The following is a 19,086-nucleotide window of genomic DNA, read 5'->3' as shown; positions in this document are numbered from 1 at the left end:
ATGGAGAAAATCTCATGTCTGAAAACACAGAAAGACGTTATTTAAAATGGTATAACAAGGTCGGTTACGGCTCCGGCGATGTTGCGGGCAACGTGGTCTATGCGTTCCTCTCCTCGTTCGTTATGATTTACCTGACCGACACCGTCGGCCTGAATCCCGGCATCGTCGGCACGCTGATCGCTGTTTCCAAGCTGTTTGACGGCATTACCGACATCTTCTTTGGCTCGATGATTGACAAGACGCACTCCAAGCTGGGCAAGGCTCGCCCGTGGATGCTCTACGGCTACATCGGCTGCGCCATCACACTGGTCGGCACCTTCGCCATCCCCATGGGCATGAGCGAGTTTGCCAAGTACGCATGGTTCTTAATCTGCTACACTCTGCTGAATGCCGTGTTCTACACCGCCAACAACATCGCCTACTCTGCCCTGACCGCCCTTGTCACCAAGAACAGCGCCGAGCGCGTTGAGATGGGTTCCTACCGCTTCATGTTCGCATTCGCCACCAGCCTTGCCATCCAGTCCGTCACGCTGCTGGCTGTCTCCGCACTGGGCGACACCGCCGAAGCATGGCGCACCGTGGCTATCGTCTATGCCATTATCGGTCTGATTGTCAACACGCTCTCTGTTTTTTCCGTCAAGGAACTGCCGGAGGAAGAGTGGGTCGATACCTCGGATAAAGCAGAAATCGAGAAAGACGAGAAGTACAGTCTTGTCGAAGCTGCCAAGCTGCTGGTTTCCAACAAATACTACCTGATGATCTGCGTCACCTACATTTTGCAGCAGATCTATGGTGCCATGATCAGTATGGGTACCTTCTACGCCGCCCATATCCTTGGCGATAAGAACCTGTTCGGCGTGTTCTCTTGGGCCATCAACATTCCTTTGATCATTGCACTGGTCTTTACCCCGACCCTCGTTGCCAAGATGCACGGTATGTACAAACTGAACGTCGGCAGCTATGCCCTTGCTACCGTAGCCCGTGCGCTGGTTGCCGTGGCCGGCTATACTGGCACCGGCGATGTCAAGATGATGCTCCTCTTCACGGCTATTGCTGCACTGGGTCAGGGCCCGTGGCAGGGCGACATGAATGCCGTTATCGCCTCCTGCTCCGAGTACACTTGGCTGACGAAGCACAAGCGCGTAGACGGCACGATGTACTCCTGCACCTCGCTCGGTGTCAAGCTGGGCGGCGGTCTCGGCACCGCCATCACCGGCTGGCTGCTGGCGTTCAGCAACTACGATAAGGCGCTGGCTGTGCAGCCGGAATCCTGCATCAATATGCTGAAACTCATGTACCTCGTAATTCCCTTTGTGCTGGACGCCATCATTACCTTTATCCTCTCCCGCATGAAGGTCGAGGAGGCCAACGATAAAATCCGTGCCGAAATGAAAAACTGATATTCACTATTTTCCTTCTCAAAAAAGGCTTCCGCATCTGCTGGCGGAAGCCCTTTTTCTGTATAGTGCTTTACCCTCTAAAGTCGGCCAAAGCACTGGCTATTAAATCTATTGGCGGCGAAGATATAGATGGCTCATCTTTCTGCAAATTCGGGGTACGCCCCATGCTCTGCTTTTCTAAGTATTCCTGCACGACTTGCTCAATCAAGGTGCGGTCTACCCGCGGGAAAGAATTCGTCTCTGCCTTTTCACAGCATAGAATTGCATCGGTAAGGTACTGCGCCTTGCCTCTGTCGCGCTGCCGTTCCAAGTATTCTACGGCACGCACATGGTCTGGATTTTCCATATGAATGGTTGGAAACTGGTAAAAATGATTCCCCCTTGTTTCTTTATTTTCGAAAAGTGTACGCCAGCGGAAGTAGCGTACCGACTGGATTATAAAAACAATTCGGAAACCAGTAACTATTTCCAAATTTTCAGAGATTACGGTTGGGAATATATTGGTCGTTGTGTTGGATGGCTGTATTTTCGTAAACCGTCAACAGAGATGGATTCCGAGCGTGATGGCGAAATATTTTCCGATAATGAATCAGCAGACAATTTTTCACGAACTTATTGACTTTGCTTAACTGGTCTAGTATGTTAGTAAGTCCTATAATAGAAACTCACAAAAAAATTCTAATTATAAAATTAAAATTCATTTTCGTGTAAATTTCATTGCGTTTAAAAAGGAAAAAGATTATACTAACTACGAAGGAAAACTGACTGTGTGGTTTTTGATTTATCAGGAGGTAGCAAAAATGGATGAGGCCAAGATGGTTCTTTCTTACAATAAACTTTGGAAAATGCTTATTGACCGCAAATTAAAGAAAAAAGATTTACAGAAGATGACTCATCTCAGTTCATCAGTAATTGCCAAAATGGGGCGAGACGAATCGGTTCACTTAGATACGATTGTGAAAATTTGCATTGCCCTTCAATGCAATATTTCAGACATAGTTGAACTCCAAAGAAAGGAGGCGTAACGCATGGCCAGTTTTACTAAAAAAGCCATTCGGGATTCATTTGTGAAACTATTGAACGAGAAGCCTTTGAGCCAAATTACCATTCGGGATATTGTAGATGACTGCGGCGTGAACCGCAATACCTTTTATTACTATTACCAGGACCTGCCGCAATTGGTGGAAAGCGTTGTAGATGAGGATGCGGAGCGGATTATCCGGGGGCATCCTACCATCGATTCCCTGGACGATTGTATCAATGCAGCACTGGAATTTGCTCTGGCCAATCGGAAAGCGGTGCTTAATATCTATCATTCCGTCAACCGAGACATTTATGAGCAATACCAATGGCGGGTCTGTACTTATGTGGTCAGGACGTATGTAGACGGCGTTCTAGGCAACCGAAAAATGACATCTGAGGATTATACCACCGTTGTAGATTATCTGAAATGTGTCAGCTTCGGTATGATCATGGGCTGGCTGGAAACCGGTATGAACCCGAATGCTATGGCCCGGTTTCGGCGGATTTTAGAATTAAAGTGCGGTGATTTGGAGCATCTCATTGACCGTTGTGAGAAAATGCGGTCATAGTCTTTAGGCAAACCTACCCCCTGTGTCTGAATTTCAGACACAGGGGATATTTTGTCTGTGGAAAGTTTTTGAAAATGATTGATAATATGGTAACAAAATCCGAGTGGATGTTTTTCTTCGCTCTTATAACGAAAAGGAGGCAACATGAGAATCGAAAAAATACTTTCTGAGTTTGACGGACTGGGGCTGGAAATCGCAGTGATTGTGCCAGAGGGGAATCCCAAAGGCGTTATTCAGTTTTCCCATGGTATGGCTGAACACAAGGAGAGATACTACGACTTCATGAATTATCTTTCCGATCATGGATATGTGTGTGTTATTCATGACCATCGTGGACATGGTGGAAGTGTGGAAAAGGCAGAGGATTATGGCTTTTTCTATACCGAGAATGAACAGGCAATCATTGAGGATCTGCATACCGTTACAAAGTATATTAAACATATCTATTCTGGCCTTCCTGTATTTCTGTTTAGTCACAGCATGGGTACGCTTGTTGCCCGGGGTTATCTGAAAAGATATGATTCGGAAATTGACAAAGTTGTTCTGTGCGGTACGCCGACCTATAATGCGGCAGCGGGGCTTGGTCTGCTTCTGGCCAGGCTTTCAAAACCCTTCATTAAGGAAAAGGCTCCGAATAAAATGTTGAATGCTATGGCCTTTTCGCAGTTTAATGCCGGAAATTCGATTCCGAATGGCTGGCTCTCAGAAAACCAAGCCAATGTTGCACAATACAACCAAGATCCGAAATGTGGATTTATCTTTACCACAAATGGGTTTGTCAACCTTTTGAGGCTGCAAAAAGCGGCTTTTGAGAAAAGAAACTGGCATGTAAGCAACCCACATTTGCCAATTCTTGTCATTGCCGGTGAGGAAGACCCGGTTATTCGATCAAGAAAGCGATTTGAACAGCTAATCGCTTTTTTATCGGAGCTGGGCTATACAAATATCAGCAGCAAACTGTATGAACATATGCGTCATGAGATACTCAACGAAGAGAAAAAGCTGGATGTATATAAAGATATTTTGCTTTTTTATGATGAATTCCAGCATACAACTTCATATTCCCAGGTATAAGCAGGACTTCGGTCCTGCTTTTTTTGCGATACGAGTCAAAAAACCAGGCAAACCTACCCCCTGTGTCTGAATTTCAGGCATAGGGGGTATCTCTGTCCATAGGAAAGGAAGAATCTTCCCGATATAATGAGGGCGTAAACAAAAAAACACCTCTCAAATAGAGGATGCCAATATAACAAGGAGGAAAAATTATGTATTATTCCAGCGGTAATTACGAAGCCTTTGCCCGTCCCAGAAAGCCCGAAGGCGTGGACAACAAATCCGCCCACATCATCGGCACCGGCCTTGCGGCTCTGACTGCCGCCTGCTATCTGGTTCGTGACGGACAGCTGCAGGGTCAGAACATCCACATCTATGAGAAAGACCCCATTCCCGGCGGTGCATGCGATGGCTGGCAGTACCCCGATGTAGGCTATGTCATGCGGGGCGGACGGGAGATGGATAACCATTTCGAGGTCATGTGGGATTTGTTCCGCTCCATTCCGTCCATCGAGACAGAAGGGGTCAGTGTTCTGGACGAATACTACTGGCTGAATAAGAAAGACCCCAACTACTCCCTCTGCCGGGCAACCGTCAACCAGGGTCAGGATGCCCACACCGACGGCAAGTTCGGTCTGTCCGACAAGGCTGCAATGGAGATCATGAAGCTGTTCTTCACCCCCGATGAAGACCTGTACGATAAGCGCATCACGGATTTCTTCGATGATGAGGTGCTGAACTCCAATTTCTGGCTCTACTGGCGCACCATGTTTGCCTTTGAGAACTGGCACAGCGCTTTGGAAATGAAGCTGTATCTCAAGCGCTATATCCACCATGTGGGCGGTCTGCCGGACTTCAAGGCTCTGCGGTTCACCCGTTATAACCAGTACGAATCTATGATTCTGCCCATGGTCAAGTATCTGGAAGGCTTCGGTGTCCAGTTCCACTATAACACCAAGGTGGTCAATGTGGAGTTCGACATCCAGCCCGGTAAAAAGCAGGCAAAGCGTATTGAGCTGCTGTCTGAGGGCAAACATCAGTTTGTTGACCTGACGGAAAACGATCTGGTGTTCATTACCAACGGTGGCTGCGTGGAGAACGCCACCATGGGTTCCCAGAACACCGTGGCACCCTTCAACCCCGAAATCAAGCCCGGCGGCGGCTGGGATATGTGGCGCAGAATTGCTGCACAGGATCCTTCCTTCGGTCATCCCGACAAGTTCTGCCATGATCCTGAGCAGTCCAACTGGATGAGCGCCACCGTCACCACACTGGATCAGAAGATCATTCCCTATATCAAGAATATCTGCAAGCGTGACCCCTTTACCGGCGGCGTGGTTACCGGCGGCATCGTGACCGTGAAGGATTCCGGCTGGCTCCTGAGCTGGACCATCAACCGTCAGCCCCAGTTCCGGAATCAGCCCAAGGATCAGTGCCTGGTGTGGGTTTACGGCCTGTTCTCCGACAAACCCGGCGACTTCGTGAAGAAGCCCATGCGGGAGTGCACCGGTAAGGAAATCTGTATGGAGTGGCTGTACCACATCGGCGTGCCGGTGGGGGAGATCGAGGAGCTGGCCGAGCACAGCGCCAACACTGTGCCGGTGATGATGCCCTATATTACCGCTTTCTTCATGCCCCGTGCCGCCGGTGACCGCCCTGATGTGGTGCCCGAGGGTGCTGTGAACTTTGCGTTCCTGGGTCAGTTTGCCGAAACCAAGCGGGATACCATCTTCACCACCGAGTATTCCATGCGTACCGGCATGGAGGCTGTCTACACCCTGCTGGACATCGACCGTGGTGTGCCCGAGGTCTGGGGCAGCGTCTACGACATCCGTGATCTGCTGAACGCCACCATCCAGCTTCGGGACGGCAAGCCCCTGACGGAAATGAACCTGGGTTTCAAGGAGAAAATGGTGGTCAAGAAGCTGCTGGAGAAGATCCGCGGAACAGATATCGAAAAGCTGCTGAAAGAATATCATGTAATTGAGTGATAGAAGCTTCACTGCGGGGAGGCGTTGCCTCCCCGCTTATATAAGGAGAGATAAAGATGTCATTTACAAATCAACTGAAAAAAGCAACTCTGCGTACTGCTTTTGGCTACTTGGAGAAAAATCCGGAAGAAAATGCTCTGAAACTGATGTCCTGGGTGGATAAGCTGGCTGGCGATGGCCCAGACAGTTTCCCAGTCCAGCGTGCCGCAGTCCGAAATGTTCTGGAAGATCCCCAGAACAATATGTACCAGCTGGTCATGAGCATTCTGAAAGAAACCGATCCCGGTGTTCTGAAGGCGACCTTTGAGAACTTCTTCCTCAACGCCAACATCATCGGCTGGCCCAAGCAGGAGGAATATCGAAAGAAATACAACTGCAATATCCCCTGGGCAATCCTGTTGGACCCCACCTCTGCCTGCAACCTGCACTGTACCGGCTGCTGGGCAGCGGAGTATGGTAATAAGTTGAACCTGACCTTCGACGAAATTGACTCCATTATCACCCAGGGCAAGGAACTGGGTGTGTATATGTACATCTACACCGGCGGCGAACCGCTGGTGCGCAAAAAGGATCTGATTGCCCTTTGTGAAAAGCACAGCGATTGTCAGTTCCTCTCCTTCACCAATGCCACTCTCATTGACGAAGCCTTTGCAGACGAGATGCTCCGGGTGAAGAACTTCATTCCAGCCATCAGCATCGAGGGCTTTGAAGCCGCCACCGACGGCCGCCGTGGCAACGGCACTTACCAGAAGGTCATCAAGGCTATGGCAATCCTGAAGGAGAAGCATCTGCCCTTCGGCCTGTCCTGCTGCTACACCAGCCAGAATCTGGATTCTATCAGCTCCTATGAATTTATTGATCAGATGATTCAGTGGGGGGCTCGGTTTGTCTGGTACTTCCACTACATGCCCGTGGGCAATGACGCAGTGCCGGAACTGCTGCCCAATCCTGAGCAGCGGGAATTCATGTATCACAGGATCCGGGAGATCCGGGCTACCAAGCCGATCTTCGCCATGGACTTCCAGAACGATGGCGAGTATGTAGGCGGCTGCATTGCCGGTGGACGGCGGTATCTGCATATCAACGCCAACGGTGACTGTGATCCCTGCGTGTTTATCCACTATTCCAACGCCAACATCCGGGACATGAGCCTGCTGGATGTACTGCGCAGCCCCATTTTCATGGCCTATCACGATGGGCAGCCCTTTAACGATAACCATCTGCGTCCCTGCCCCATGCTGGAGAATCCGGAAAAGCTGCGGGAAATTGTGAAAGCTACCGGCGCTCATTCCACAGACCTGCAATCCCCGGAAACGGTGGATCACCTGTGCGATAAATGCGAGGCTTACGCAAAGAACTGGACCCCCACCGCCACCGAGTTGTGGAGCTGCAGCTGTGCGAAGAAAAAGGGAGAAGCGGCAAAATGACAACCTTCTTTACCTCTGAAAGTGTCACAGCGGGACACCCGGATAAGGTATGTGACCAGATCGCCGATGCCATTTTGGATGCCATTTTGGAAAACGATCCCCATTCCCATGTAGCCTGCGAAGTAACTGCCATTCCCAACGGGATCCACATTTTCGGCGAGATCACCTCGGCTGCCCGTGTGGACTATGCCGCTATTGCCCGGCAGGTGGTTCGGGATATCGGGTATGTGAAGCACGGCTATGGCTTTGACGCAGACACCTGCCAAATCACAGTGGATATCCATGAGCAATCCCCCGATATCAACATGGGTGTGGAGAAGACGGATTCTATGGAAAACGGCGCAGGAGATCAGGGCATGATGTTTGGTTACGCATGCAAGGAAACGGAAAACCTGATGCCGCTGCCCATTGAGCTTGCCCATGCGCTGACAAAGCGCCTTGCCTTTGTGCGGCAGGAGGGAATTCTGCCCTATCTGCTGCCAGATGGGAAGGCCCAGGTCACCGTGGAGTACCGGGACGGAATCCCGGCACGGGTGGACACTGTTGTAGTTTCTTCCCAGCATGAGGCGGATGTGTCCATGGAGCAATTGCGGGAGGATATTCTCCGCCATGTCATCCGCCCGGTGATCCCAGAGGGCATGCTGGACAGGAACACAAAATTCTTTATCAATCCTACAGGCCGTTTCTGCATTGGCGGTCCCGCCGGTGACAGCGGCCTGACGGGCAGGAAGCTGATCGTGGACACCTACGGCGGCTACGCCCGGCATGGCGGCGGCGCGTTCTCTGGTAAAGATCCCTCAAAGGTCGACCGAAGTGGTGCGTATATGGCCCGGTACTTGGCGAAGAATGTGGTTGCGGCGGGATTGGCGGATCGGTGTGAGATCCAGATCAGTTACGCTATCGGCGTTGCCCAGCCGGTATCCCTCCTGGTAGACACCTTCGGTACGGGAAAGCTCCCGGCAGACCGGATCCGGGAACTGATTCTTAAAACGGTTGACCTGCGCCCCTCTGCTATCATAGACCGCCTTTCCCTGCGAACACCGTTTTACAGACACACCGCAAGCTATGGTCACTTTGGCTCAAATACTGCGGAATTACCTTGGGAACAGACAAACTTGCCGCAGCTTTGGCAGGATATAATCTGATTTCGTGATAGAAGATCCTAATAGCCGGATTGCCCCAAGGGTTGCATTGGGCAGTCCGGCTATCTGTGTTATGGAGGGGTCAAAGTCCTGTCGGTTTTAAATGAAAAGGGGGACTTATTATGGACTTTGAAAGAATCCTGCAAATGACGACAAGTGAGCGTAATCTGGCGCTCTTACAGGACGAGGCTTTCGTGGATGATGTGACAGAGTTTCTCGCAATCCGTCAGTTGTACAATGCTGCAATTAAGCAAGTAAGGACCAAACTTGAGATTCTTAATGATGGATTCCAAGTAGAGCACTGCCACAATCCTATCCACCATATTGAATGTAGGCTGAAGTCTCCAGGAAGTATGCTCGAAAAGCTCAGACGAAAAGGATACCCCATAGAAATGCAATCCCTTCGTGAGGGTATTCTTGATATTGCTGGAGTTCGGGTCGTGTGCAATTACCTAAATGATGTAAATCTAGTCGCTGACCTGCTCCTTTCTCAAGATGACATTCGTTTGCTTAAGAAAAAGGACTTTATTTCTAATCCAAAGTCAAACGGATACCGGAGTCTCCACCTAATTGTTTCAGTTCCCATTTTCTTGGCGGGGACAACAGAACACATTCCTGTTGAGATCCAAATACGGACAATTGCTATGGACTATTGGGCGAGTTTAGAGCATCACCTAAAATACAAGACTGAAAACGATGTGTCAGATTCCCTTAAATGTCGTCTGAAACATGATGCAGATTTGCTGTCTGCAATTGATGCCGATCTGCAAGATATTTTTTGTCAAATGAATGCTTAGTCTGCTCTACATTCAGATTGGCAGTATAGACGGAAGAGTTGGCTGATATGTCAGCTCATGTAGTAAATTACGATGCGAAATCACACTTTTTATATATAAAAAGATTGTCTATGAGGTACGTGACCTTCACGCAACCATGAGAATATTGACAAAACGAGGAGGTATTTTTTGTGCAACTGAACAACCGGATTAAAGCCGCAAAAATTGGCTATATCATGATCTCTATTCTGTTATGTGTATTGGGAATTGTACTGATTGCTGTGCCTGATTTCTCGGTGACGCTGCTATGCAGGCTCGGCGGAGGAATCATGGTTCTATTCGGCTTGGTAAAGATCGTCGGCTATTGTTCCAAAGACTTATACAGGCTGGCATTTCAATTTGATCTGGCCTTTGGCATTCTGCTCGTGGCACTTGGCGTCATTCTGATCATCCGTACAGATGCAATGGTTAATCTTATCTGCATTGTTATGGGCATCTGTGTTCTGGCAGACGCGCTCCTCAAAATACAGATTTCCATTGATTCCAAAGCCTTTGGCATTCAAAAGTGGTGGCTGATTCTCGCTGTAGCAATTCTGACAGGGGCTGCCGGTTTCCTGCTGCTCTTACGCCCATCGGAAAGCGCCCAGGTCGTGATGATCTTGCTGGGGGTGACGCTCATAACCGAAGGTGTGCTAAATCTGATCACCATTCTGACCGCCGTTAAGATCATTCGTCACCAGCTGCCGGAGGTCATCGATGCCGAATATTGCCAGATAGACCCTAACAGAAAGGATATGTAATCATCTATGCGTTTTTCAAAGGCGGTTGCAAAATACCGCATACCGATCTTAATTCTAACCGTTTTGCTGATGATTCCGGCAGTGATTGGCATTGCAAATACCAGAATCAATTATGACATGCTGAATTACTTGCCGGAGGATATGGATATCACATCTCTGGAGACAATCTGGCAATATAGGAAAATACGTTTGTATTATATCACTATTGATAAAAGACTTCAATGTTCATGGGTGAGTCCGACTTACCTTATTAACCAAATATTGATTATTTTTTCGGCCTCATGTCCTTAGTTTTTATACGCTTTCCACCATCGTTATAGTATAAGTTATCTACTGTTTGTTGGGCCCTGTACTCCTTATCATTGTGTGGTTCTTACTCAATTTTCAGAAACTGCTTATAGCTCCCCTTCACATGGATCGTCACCTTATATCCCCTACCAACTTCCACTTTTTCAAACAACTCCGCTAAAATGGCTCGCTTTCGTGGGATAGACGCCAAGTCAAACTCGTTGGCCCACCCCAGGAACTCATTATAGTAACTGCGGATCTGTTGGACAGTTGCTCGATGGTCGTTGTTTTGTAATAAGGTGGCATATTCATCTTTTGCTTGCCTGACCTCTGCTTCCGCCTGCGCAATCAGCCGAGCCAGCATCTCCTGCGAGAAGGCACTCCTTCCATCCAAACATTTCAGCACTTCATCCTCATAGCGTTGCTGCTTATACTGGGCTGCCTTGATTTTCTTCTCGGCAGCCTGTTTTTGTCTGTTATGTTCAGCATCCTGCTGCCGGATTCTCTGTTCAATGCTCTTGTCATACGGCTCACTTTTGATCTTGCGGAACAGTTCATCAGCGTAAGCAAGCACGATCCTGTCCACTCTCTCTGCGAGATAGAGAGCCTGCCCATCACATTCCCGCAGATGCTGGCCGCGTTGATAACAGTTGTACTTGGCCTGCACCCGTTCTCGAATACTTCCATCAGCCAGCTTATACCTATCTTTATGCAAAAAGGCCGACATCTTCGCCCCGCAATGTGCGCAGACTACGATGCCGGCCAATAATGTTGGATTGCTGCTCTTTTGGGCAGCGTTTTTATCTTTCAGAGCCTTTTTGCTCCTTTTGCTGATCATCTCGTTGGCCTTGGCAAACAAAGCCTCGTCAATGATCTGCAGCTGCGGCATAAACTCCGATCTTGCCGCCTTAGTAATGATATATCCAGTATAGCCTTCATGCTGAATCATTCTTTTGATGTTGGAAGACTGGAACTCCGCCCCCTGGCGGGTACGCAGTCCTCGTTGGTTCAGCATCTGTGCCATGGCATATCCACTGGCACCTTCTTCCGCCACTTTCGTAAATACTTCCCGGACCCATGCCGCTTCATCTGGATTGATTTCCAGATCCTTTACGGGCTGGTCTCTCTTGTTGACTCTACCTTTATTAATAGCTCGATACCCGTAAGGGACAAAGCCTCCGGCAAAGTGTCCGCTGGAAACGATCTGACGGATACGATCTCTGGTTCGCATGGAGGTCTTTTCGCTCTCCCCTGCTGCCTGCCAGAACCGGATATAGTTCATCAGCTTATCGCCATGGCTTTCAATTCGCTGCTGACCTTCGTGTGTGCTCCACATCTGAATACCGTGCTGGACGAACCATTCAAGTACAAAGGGTGTTTCACTCTCAATGCGTCCCAGCCGGTCAAACATATACACTAGAAGGATATCGAAGTTTCCCTTGCTTGCCTCACTGCGCAATTCCTGAATGACATCTCGCTTACTGGCGGAGACTTTGGAGCCCGAAACACCTTTTTCCGCCTTCTCCAGCACCACACGCCACCCATGCTCCTGGGCGAACTTCCGGCAGGCAATCTTCTGCATGGGAATATCGTCGTGATCCACCTGGCCCTTGGTCGACACCCGGTAGGACAAAGCGGCACGCGGTGAATCCACGGGCAGCCGCATCTGCTGGGTAGTAAAATAGGCATCATCCAGCCACTTCTGATCCGCTTGCGAGATTTCCACTTCCTGACCATGCTGGTCCCAAAAAGTCATCGTTGTTCCTCCCCTATTCACTTAGTTCTGGTTATTTCCTCATCCCAACAATACTCAATCAACAGGAGGAAAGCTATCACCAAAACGGAGAAACATACTCTCTACTGCTGGTCACAATTTGACAGTTTACCCTCACGGTGTTTTCTCTCTGCGTAGGCATCCATGATCATGGATTTCACTTTTTCAAGCGTATCCCCATCGTCCTTTTCCGAAAAGTATATGGTAACGAAGCCCCCCTCTACTTCCCGTTCTATCCGAGTACGTCCGTCAGGCATCTGCTGTATGTATTCCTGCACACCGGTTCCTTCCTTTCGGGCAACTTGCAATCACTCGATCTAAACCATAAAGGTGCAGCTGATACCGCAAGCTCGCATCGGTGGTAATGAGCGCCACATCGTTTGCCTGTAATTTGGCAAGGATCTTGCATAATTTGCTTTTCTTACAGGCAAATCGAGAAAGCCGTGTTACTGCCACGGCATCGATATCTCCCCTGCGCACGGCCCGGAGCATGGAAAACAAACCAGGCCGCCAAAAGGAATTGCCCTTTGCACATTCGCAGCTTTGCCCAACTATACAATACCCGTTGCAATTGGCCCATTCGCGAAGTTCATCCAGCTGCTGTTCAGCAGCAGAGCGATGCCCGCTACCTGTGCGCGCATACAGCCAAATACGCGGGAAGAAAAGCACATCTTCTTTCTTGTGTTCCATTTCACACCTCCGAATCGTAATTCGGAAGCACCATCCAGTGCCTGCCACACGGCTCGATCCAACCGCACTGGACACCGAAAGTGTGCACACCGTACTGCAGCAAAGATGCAAGCAACCCCTCCAGTTCGGGTCGGCCACAATACAGGTGGTTGATATCCACCACGATCAAAACATCGGCCTCATCGTTTGCAGCTGCGTGAAGTAAATCCATTACCCCAGGGCGCAGCGTCAGCGGTTGTTCTTCGGTTCCTGCCTGAGCGTACAACTCCTGTACGCAAGGCCAGCGCAGCTTACGAAGTGCTTTACGGCAGATCAGAATCTGTTGCCGTAAGGTGAGATCACTGTTTCTGACTTCCTGGATGAAGCAAATTGCCCTCATGAAAATCAACCTCCTTAGGGAATCGGGGCTCGAAATAACTGGGATTTTTCTTTGATTGTAAAAAGCTCTGGATATCTGTTAGTTTGTCCGAAACCGGCATTTCCGGCAATGCGTCCAGCACTGCCCGATGGTAGCGCCCACCTGGGGCCGCACGAGGGTCGAGGATTGCCACCACACAGCTATCCGTTTCAGTGCGGATGGCACGGCCAAACCCCTGACGCAGCTTGATCTGCATTTCGGGCACGATCTCAGTCTGGATGTAACTGTGAAGATTGCCGTATTGCTTTCGCATGGCCTCTCCCAGTGGGTCTGGTACCTGAAATGGCAGCTTCACAATGATGAGCAAGGAGACCATGTCCCCGGGGAAATCAACGCCTTCCCAACAGGCTCCACTGGCGAACAGGACGGCGTTGGGAAGCTGTTTGAAGCGTTCCAGATAGATCTGAGGGTTGCGCTGAGCCTGCAGCACAGGCACCGGGAACTTATCTTTCAGTTTTTCATAAACACGGCCCATCTGATCGTAGGATGTGAACAGCACCAACGTGTGTCCGTTGGCGGTGTTGATCAGATCCTGGATCTGATGGGCCACGCGGTCCGTATTCTGTTTGGAATGGACCTTCTTTCTGTGTGTCGCTGGAAAATAAAGCAAACAGTTTTCTTCGTATCTAAATGGAGATACGATGCGCAGTGTGCGCAATGATGTTCCTCGATCCAACCCGAATTGCTGTTCCGTATGGGTGAAATCCTCCCCCACTGCCAGGGTCCCTGATGTAAGGATGGCAGGCTTATGCTCCCTCCAGAGCGCGTCATAGACGCACCGGGGCAGATCGAAAGGCACTGCACACAGATCAATGTCCAGGTCCCCATTTTCCTGATGGTATTCCACATAGCGAACAAAGGTCATATCGCTGCGAAAGAAGAGTGGAACGAGTTCTTGAACATCACTCAGTTTGTTGCTCAAAACGGGCGGTACCTCCTTGTTCTCCAGCTTGAGGATTTCCTGAATTGCTTTGTCCAAATGCTGCAAGGAGGCGGATCGTTCATCTGTCAAGCAAAATGATTTTTCCCTTTTCGATTCGTTCTCTGCAAGCGCAAATGCTTTCAGGAACGCCATCCTTGCACCACGGAGCTTCTGGGCTCCCAATGTGCAGTGGCTGGTGGTCAGTATTTTTTCAAAACGAAGCAAGTCTGACGAACGAATCCGCCGGGTGTTCATTTGACGAACTGTTTCCGGCAGTTTATGGGCCTCATCGATGACCAGCGCCTGATAGTCTTTCAGCAGGGGCTTCCACCCGTTTTGCCGGTGGGCTGCGTCTGCCAGCAGGTAATTGTGATTGCAGACCTGAATGGTAACCGACGCACCGTTGGAATCTTTCAAATACTGTCGATACCGGCAATCGGAGTGCAAGATGCAGCTGCGGCTGCAACGCTCCGGAACACAGATCAGACGGCGATCATGACGGGATATTTCCGGCAAAAGATCCAGGTCCAGGCATTGGTTGGCAGCGCGCAATGCGGCGGCCCTTCTGCGGAACCGTTCGCCGCGAATGCCGATCTGCTTTTGTCGAATCAAGAGCCGCCTATCACAAGCAAAGCGTTCTTTTCCTTTTCGCAGTACAGCACAAATAGGTTTCTGGATGTATCCATTTTGTATTAAAACATCCGATAAAAACGGTATGTACTCTGTGAGAATAGCGCTTTGAAGGGCGACACTGGCGGTGGAAATCACCACTGGGCGCTGCATCTGTCGTGGCCTTTGCAGCTGCCACAGCACGCAGGCAACCAGGTAGGCATAGGTCTTTCCCAGCCCCACACCGGCATCACACAGGGCCACATCCAGGCCAAACAGGGCGTCCAGCATCATGTGGCACAGACGGATCTGGCCTTCGCGTGTGATCATTCCTCTGGCTGGAAAAAACTGCCGGAAAATCTGTTCTACCTGTCGGTGGGCTTTCTCGTAACCGGTTTCCGGGTTTGTCATTGAATCATCTCCTCGGTTGATGACAAAATAATGCGGCGCAGCGGTTGGTCCACTGCGCCGCACGGGTTCGACATCAACACATGGGGGCTGTTGATGTTCAGGAAAAAGAGAATAACATACAGAAATGCCATATTTGCAGCTCGCCCCCTGGCATCTGGGAACACGGTTCACTTTCGTTCGGCAAGCCGCTTGCGCAGCTTTCACTGGTGTTCCAGGGGTCTAAGGATTTCAACCCAAGGGCGGCCACCCCGTCTGACGTGCGGGGCAACAGGCGTATCATTATCTCCCTTGCAGATCATGGCGAAGCAGTTTTCGCTGCTTTTTCAGTAGAATGGATCGCTCGGTACAATCCCACCCATCTTGCTGGGTGCTGATTGTACGTCATGGCGCTTCTCTGATCACGCTTCCTGCTCTGGGAACGTGCCTCCGTGCTGGGTATTCAGTTGTCAAGGTGCTGGCAGTATTACTGCGTCAGGGCAAAATCGTGCAGGATACTCTGTATAATTTCTTGATCAGATTTCGATACCTTCGGCATCACCCGATGCAAAAAATCTCGTTGCACAGATGTAAGTCTAGAGTTCTTCGGTCGGTACCCTTCTACAAAACTGATGCCTCCGTTGTAACGACCTCTCGTTGTTTCAATCGGGTATGTAATAGATAAGAAATCTACGTCAGTCCTGATGGTGCGAACAGACACATTGAATCGGGAAGCCAGATCGCGCATCTTAACACGCATTTTTGCGTCACAAAGAATTTCGATGATCTGACATCGACGCTCCATCGCATCCATCGCACCACCTCCCTTCCGTTGCCCTATTCTTATCGTAACGGTTAAATAGGAAATAAACCTTACTATTTAAAAAATAAATTTTCCAAGAACCCTGTGACTCTTTTTATTGGAGAATTATCGCTTTTATTTATGAGAAAAACGAAAGTACAAATCCACCATACAGCAAAACGCTAACTTTCAAAAATTTCGGGCGAATTCAAACAATATCAATGTCGAATCATCCTGAAAGATAGTGTTTTATACAATTATTTGTCGAATTAAAAAGAACGCAGGCGTCCTCGCCTGCGTTCTGAAAAGTGCTAATCATTTTTAAGCTGCTTTTTTGCGAAACAATCACTGTTCCCTCAATATTTCACTTTATATTTAGTGGAGTGCCTAATACATCCTCTTTAAAATTAATGAAGCAATTCACCGTTCACTGCTTCTGCCAGTGGGAGCGGATCGTCCTGAGCGCCGGCGCCCCGCAGAAAGCATAGGGGCTCGCGTGGGCTGCATCCAGCGGCCAGTCCCACAGCGCGGCTCCACGCAGCCAGGGACGGGTTTCCATAGCTGCAAACAGGGCCTGATACCAGCGGTCCTGTTCTTTGTCATCCCGTTGCCCCTGCAAGGTCCAGTCATTGGGGACCTGCGCCGATCCCGCCACACGCATACACCCGGCTTCGGCAAAGAAAAAGGGTTTGTTCATCTGGCGCACGACCGGTTCGATGCGGTCGAGGTTCTGACCGATGGAATCTATGGGATAGTAACCGCTGGAGGCTATCACGTCCACGGCATCCCACCAGGGGACAAACGCCTCGCCGTATTTGTCGCAGTTGTAGGCGATGGCACCGCCGTATACGCTGCGCACCGAAGCGATCAGCGCCCGCCACTCCGCTTCCCTGTGTTCGGTTTTGGTCATCTCACAGCCAAGGATCAGCAGCTCGATCCCCGCCTGCTGCGCCAGTCGGGCAAAATGGGTCTGAAAGGCCGTGTAGTCCGCAAACCAGGGGCCCCATTGGGGCTCGCAGGGAACGTCATGATCGAAAAAGCTGATGTGTGCGCGCCAGGTACCGTCCAGGCAGTTCACCGTGGGTTTCCAGAACACTCGCAGCCCCAGATCTTTGGCTGCGCGGGTGATGGCCAGCAGCTCGGCATCCGATGTGGTGTGGGCGCCGGCAAAGTCCAGATGCTGGCTGAACGGCGTATCCTGCACGGCACCGGGGCAAAAGATGACCGTATCCGCGCCTGTGGATTCCTGCATTTTCCGCAGTTCCCCGCGGGCGGCTTCCCCCTCCAGTGCACCGCGCCGGGAAAAGGGCGCAAAATTGATACCATGTACCGTTTGCATCTTGTATTCCTCCTGTTTCAAAATCTTGTCATGGAACGAAAAAAAGCCGGGATTCCCGTTGCCGGTCAGCAACGGGAACCCCGGCCTTGCATTTGGATTCAGACAGTGGTTTGCAGCACCTGGCAGTTTCCATCAATGGCAAATTCTCCGCTGCCCGCCGGGAGGAAGAAGCATTCTCCCGCTTTCAGCGGCAGGCGCTGGCCGTCCAGCTGCAGCGTCCCTTCTCCGGAAAGGACCAGCAACGCGGCGAAGGAGGTATCCTCCACCTTGGCAGTACAGGGAGCCTGCAGCAGATCCACCGTAAAGTAAGGACATTGCCCCAGATGCGCCCCGAACTGCATCGGTTTGACGGGCCGGCGTTCTGTCACGTCCAGAGCCTTTTCGATATGCAAAGCACGCGGCTGGCCGTCCGCCCCTACCCGTCCATAGTCATAGACCCGGTAGGTGACGTTGGAATTCTGCTGTACTTCCGCAATGACGATTCCCTTGCAGATGGCGTGCAGCGTACCGGAAGGAATGAAGAAGACATCCCCCTTATGTACCGGCGCCACATGCAGCACCTCGGTCAGGGTGTTATTCTGGATACGGCGGACAAACTCTTCCCGGGGAATTTCCCGCTCAAAGCCGTAGTACAGGAAGGCGTCCGGTTCCGCATCCAGAACCACCCACATTTCGGTTTTTCCGTATTGGCCCTCATGCTCAAGGGCATACCGGTCGGAAGGATGTACCTGAATGGACAGATTGTCCTTGGCGTCGATGAGTTTGATCAATACGGGAAACTGCTCGAACGCCTGACAATGGGTTCCCAGGCAGCCGGGATGTGCGGCGATGTACTCGGGCAGCGATTGCCCGGTCCCCTCCAGAAGGCTGGGGCCATCCGGATGACAGGACAGCACCCATGCTTCCGCCAGGGGCTGAAGATTGGATTTTACGCCGAAATCCCGGCGCAGTTTTTCTCCGCCCCACAAGTAATCCTTGCAGGCCGGGATCAGTTTACAAGCAGGCATAATAAGAAACCCCTTCTATTTTTGGCTGTCTTCAATTTTGGCAAAGGCAGGCCGCAACAGCCGGGCCGTCAGCACGATGGCTGTACCGCCGCCGATGAACAGCCACAGCGGGAACAGATACCAGAAGATCTGCGGTTCGCTGCCATACAATACCGGCAAGGTTCCCATCATCAGCAGCCAGACCAGGGCGGCCTGCGGCCGTGCCAGACAAAGGCGGAATCCGTCCTTCACGGCGTCCCGGCCGCGGCGATAGGAAAAACGCCCCAGCAGGGCAAAGCCGCTGCCCAGTACCCCCAGCCAGACCATGCCCAGCGCAGCGGCCGCGGCGATCAGAATTCCGCCCAGCGAGCCGGAGTGGCTCAGACCCAGCCGATAATCCGCCCAGAGCAGCAGCCCCGCCACCGCCATGGCCAGCCAGGTCCGGGTGGCCAGCGCGAAGTCACGGCGGAAGGCAACCCCGTAATCATGAAAAATCCGGTACTCCTGCCCGGCGGCCATCTTACCGGCCACCGCAAAGGCTGCCGTGGTGGAAGCCCCCGCCGTAACCAGGGGCAAGCATCCGATAAGCCAGCACAGGTGCAGCAGGAAGACGTCCCCCACTATGTCCATAAAGCGGAAAAAGGGAGAATCAGGCAGGTGGTTATTTTTCATGAAAAATTCCTCCCGAAA

20 protein-coding genes are annotated in these 19,086 nt (G+C 50.8%); 10 read left to right on the top strand and 10 right to left on the bottom strand.

Annotation, left to right across the window (positions count from 1 at the left end; all coding sequences use genetic code 11):
- Positions 1-14 precede the first annotated feature (14 nt).
- A complete protein-coding gene (locus H6B15_RS04540; RefSeq protein ID WP_204646558.1) occupies positions 15-1,400 on the top strand; it encodes an MFS transporter in 1,386 nt (461 codons plus the stop codon).
- A 70-nt stretch (positions 1,401-1,470) separates the two neighbouring features.
- Here the strand turns inward: H6B15_RS04540 and H6B15_RS15440 are convergent, their stop codons facing one another.
- Positions 1,471-1,872 carry a hypothetical protein gene (locus H6B15_RS15440; protein WP_243424286.1) on the bottom strand — a complete coding sequence of 134 codons (402 nt, stop codon included), beginning with the start codon at positions 1,870-1,872 and terminating at the stop codon, positions 1,471-1,473.
- Here H6B15_RS15440 and H6B15_RS15850 point away from each other — a divergent pair.
- From H6B15_RS15850 to H6B15_RS04495, 9 genes are all read left to right on the top strand, one after another.
- Complete coding sequence (locus H6B15_RS15850; RefSeq protein WP_243424278.1) at positions 1,771-2,019, top strand: DUF2812 domain-containing protein; 249 nt, start codon at positions 1,771-1,773, stop codon at positions 2,017-2,019. The two genes, H6B15_RS15440 and H6B15_RS15850, sit on opposite strands and share 102 nt — an antisense overlap.
- Positions 2,020-2,200: 181 nt before the next feature.
- A complete protein-coding gene (locus H6B15_RS04530; protein WP_235899620.1) occupies positions 2,201-2,425 on the top strand; it encodes a helix-turn-helix domain-containing protein in 225 nt (74 codons plus the stop codon).
- 3 nt (positions 2,426-2,428) lie between these two features.
- A complete protein-coding gene (locus H6B15_RS04525; protein WP_204646556.1) occupies positions 2,429-2,992 on the top strand; it encodes a TetR/AcrR family transcriptional regulator in 564 nt (187 codons plus the stop codon).
- Between the two features lie 144 nt (positions 2,993-3,136).
- Complete coding sequence (locus tag H6B15_RS04520; protein ID WP_204646555.1) at positions 3,137-4,066, top strand: alpha/beta fold hydrolase; 930 nt, start codon at positions 3,137-3,139, stop codon at positions 4,064-4,066.
- A 191-nt stretch (positions 4,067-4,257) separates the two neighbouring features.
- Positions 4,258-6,036: an oleate hydratase gene (locus H6B15_RS04515; protein WP_204646554.1), complete on the top strand. Its 1,779-nt coding sequence runs from the start codon at positions 4,258-4,260 to the stop codon at positions 6,034-6,036.
- 56 nt (positions 6,037-6,092) lie between these two features.
- On the top strand, positions 6,093-7,463 hold the full coding sequence (locus tag H6B15_RS04510; RefSeq protein WP_204646553.1) for a radical SAM protein: 1,371 nt from the start codon (positions 6,093-6,095) through the stop codon (positions 7,461-7,463).
- Positions 7,460-8,608 carry a methionine adenosyltransferase gene (gene metK, locus H6B15_RS04505; RefSeq protein ID WP_204646552.1) on the top strand — a complete coding sequence of 383 codons (1,149 nt, stop codon included), beginning with the start codon at positions 7,460-7,462 and terminating at the stop codon, positions 8,606-8,608. The genes H6B15_RS04510 and metK overlap by 4 nt, the downstream gene beginning before the upstream one ends.
- A 119-nt stretch (positions 8,609-8,727) precedes the next feature.
- Complete coding sequence (locus H6B15_RS04500; RefSeq protein ID WP_243424276.1) at positions 8,728-9,402, top strand: GTP pyrophosphokinase; 675 nt, start codon at positions 8,728-8,730, stop codon at positions 9,400-9,402.
- A gap of 170 nt (positions 9,403-9,572) precedes the next feature.
- Positions 9,573-10,181: an HdeD family acid-resistance protein gene (locus H6B15_RS04495; RefSeq protein WP_242957537.1), complete on the top strand. Its 609-nt coding sequence runs from the start codon at positions 9,573-9,575 to the stop codon at positions 10,179-10,181.
- Positions 10,182-10,554: 373 nt separating this feature from the next.
- On the opposite strand, the gene H6B15_RS04490 is transcribed toward H6B15_RS04495, so the two are convergent.
- The 9 genes from H6B15_RS04490 to H6B15_RS04455 form a co-directional block, all read right to left on the bottom strand.
- Positions 10,555-12,225, bottom strand: coding sequence for a recombinase family protein (locus H6B15_RS04490; RefSeq protein WP_204646551.1), 1,671 nt, complete (start codon positions 12,223-12,225; stop codon positions 10,555-10,557).
- A gap of 267 nt (positions 12,226-12,492) precedes the next feature.
- Positions 12,493-12,933 carry a recombinase family protein gene (locus H6B15_RS04485; RefSeq protein ID WP_204646550.1) on the bottom strand — a complete coding sequence of 147 codons (441 nt, stop codon included), beginning with the start codon at positions 12,931-12,933 and terminating at the stop codon, positions 12,493-12,495.
- Between the two features lies 1 nt (position 12,934).
- Positions 12,935-13,312, bottom strand: coding sequence for a hypothetical protein (locus tag H6B15_RS04480; RefSeq protein WP_204646549.1), 378 nt, complete (start codon positions 13,310-13,312; stop codon positions 12,935-12,937).
- Positions 13,272-15,293, bottom strand: coding sequence for an ATP-dependent DNA helicase (locus H6B15_RS04475; RefSeq protein WP_204646548.1), 2,022 nt, complete (start codon positions 15,291-15,293; stop codon positions 13,272-13,274). Before H6B15_RS04475 ends, H6B15_RS04480 begins: the two co-directional genes overlap by 41 nt.
- Positions 15,290-15,424 (bottom strand): hypothetical protein, encoded by a 135-nt coding sequence (locus H6B15_RS15665; RefSeq protein ID WP_275950959.1) that lies wholly within the window; start codon positions 15,422-15,424, stop codon positions 15,290-15,292. The genes H6B15_RS04475 and H6B15_RS15665 overlap by 4 nt, the downstream gene beginning before the upstream one ends.
- 332 nt (positions 15,425-15,756) lie before the next feature.
- The gene (locus H6B15_RS04470; RefSeq protein WP_204646546.1) at positions 15,757-16,083 is read right to left on the bottom strand and encodes an HTH domain-containing protein; all 327 of its coding nucleotides are present in this window, start codon (positions 16,081-16,083) and stop codon (positions 15,757-15,759) included.
- A gap of 415 nt (positions 16,084-16,498) precedes the next feature.
- Positions 16,499-17,410 carry a glycoside hydrolase family 113 gene (locus H6B15_RS04465; protein WP_204646545.1) on the bottom strand — a complete coding sequence of 304 codons (912 nt, stop codon included), beginning with the start codon at positions 17,408-17,410 and terminating at the stop codon, positions 16,499-16,501.
- A 98-nt stretch (positions 17,411-17,508) separates the two neighbouring features.
- The gene (locus H6B15_RS04460; protein WP_204646544.1) at positions 17,509-18,417 is read right to left on the bottom strand and encodes a type I phosphomannose isomerase catalytic subunit; all 909 of its coding nucleotides are present in this window, start codon (positions 18,415-18,417) and stop codon (positions 17,509-17,511) included.
- Positions 18,418-18,432: 15 nt separating this feature from the next.
- Entirely contained in the window at positions 18,433-19,068 is a 636-nt protein-coding gene (locus H6B15_RS04455; protein WP_204646543.1) for a YesL family protein, read from the bottom strand.
- Positions 19,069-19,086 lie beyond the last annotated feature (18 nt).

It is taken from the genome of Gemmiger formicilis, assembly GCF_016900095.1.
Classification (GTDB): Bacteria; Bacillota; Clostridia; order Oscillospirales; family Ruminococcaceae; genus Gemmiger; species Gemmiger formicilis_A.
The sequence above is the reverse complement of the archived record's forward strand: the minus strand, read 5'-3'. Positions and strand labels throughout refer to the sequence as shown.

Coding starts and splice junctions, on each gene's coding strand:
- H6B15_RS04540 (WP_204646558.1), top strand. CDS start 15: ATGTCTGAAAACACAGAAAGACGTTATTTAAAATGGTATAACAAGGTC.
- H6B15_RS15850 (WP_243424278.1), top strand. CDS start 1,771: ATGATTCCCCCTTGTTTCTTTATTTTCGAAAAGTGTACGCCAGCGGAA.
- H6B15_RS04530 (WP_235899620.1), top strand. CDS start 2,201: ATGGATGAGGCCAAGATGGTTCTTTCTTACAATAAACTTTGGAAAATG.
- H6B15_RS04525 (WP_204646556.1), top strand. CDS start 2,429: ATGGCCAGTTTTACTAAAAAAGCCATTCGGGATTCATTTGTGAAACTA.
- H6B15_RS04520 (WP_204646555.1), top strand. CDS start 3,137: ATGAGAATCGAAAAAATACTTTCTGAGTTTGACGGACTGGGGCTGGAA.
- H6B15_RS04515 (WP_204646554.1), top strand. CDS start 4,258: ATGTATTATTCCAGCGGTAATTACGAAGCCTTTGCCCGTCCCAGAAAG.
- H6B15_RS04510 (WP_204646553.1), top strand. CDS start 6,093: ATGTCATTTACAAATCAACTGAAAAAAGCAACTCTGCGTACTGCTTTT.
- metK (WP_204646552.1), top strand. CDS start 7,460: ATGACAACCTTCTTTACCTCTGAAAGTGTCACAGCGGGACACCCGGAT.
- H6B15_RS04500 (WP_243424276.1), top strand. CDS start 8,728: ATGGACTTTGAAAGAATCCTGCAAATGACGACAAGTGAGCGTAATCTG.
- H6B15_RS04490 (WP_204646551.1), bottom strand. CDS start 12,225: ATGACTTTTTGGGACCAGCATGGTCAGGAAGTGGAAATCTCGCAAGCG.
- H6B15_RS04485 (WP_204646550.1), bottom strand. CDS start 12,933: ATGGAACACAAGAAAGAAGATGTGCTTTTCTTCCCGCGTATTTGGCTG.
- H6B15_RS04480 (WP_204646549.1), bottom strand. CDS start 13,312: ATGAGGGCAATTTGCTTCATCCAGGAAGTCAGAAACAGTGATCTCACC.
- H6B15_RS04475 (WP_204646548.1), bottom strand. CDS start 15,293: ATGACAAACCCGGAAACCGGTTACGAGAAAGCCCACCGACAGGTAGAA.
- H6B15_RS15665 (WP_275950959.1), bottom strand. CDS start 15,424: ATGGCATTTCTGTATGTTATTCTCTTTTTCCTGAACATCAACAGCCCC.
- H6B15_RS04470 (WP_204646546.1), bottom strand. CDS start 16,083: ATGGATGCGATGGAGCGTCGATGTCAGATCATCGAAATTCTTTGTGAC.
- H6B15_RS04465 (WP_204646545.1), bottom strand. CDS start 17,410: ATGCAAACGGTACATGGTATCAATTTTGCGCCCTTTTCCCGGCGCGGT.
- H6B15_RS04460 (WP_204646544.1), bottom strand. CDS start 18,417: ATGCCTGCTTGTAAACTGATCCCGGCCTGCAAGGATTACTTGTGGGGC.
- H6B15_RS04455 (WP_204646543.1), bottom strand. CDS start 19,068: ATGAAAAATAACCACCTGCCTGATTCTCCCTTTTTCCGCTTTATGGAC.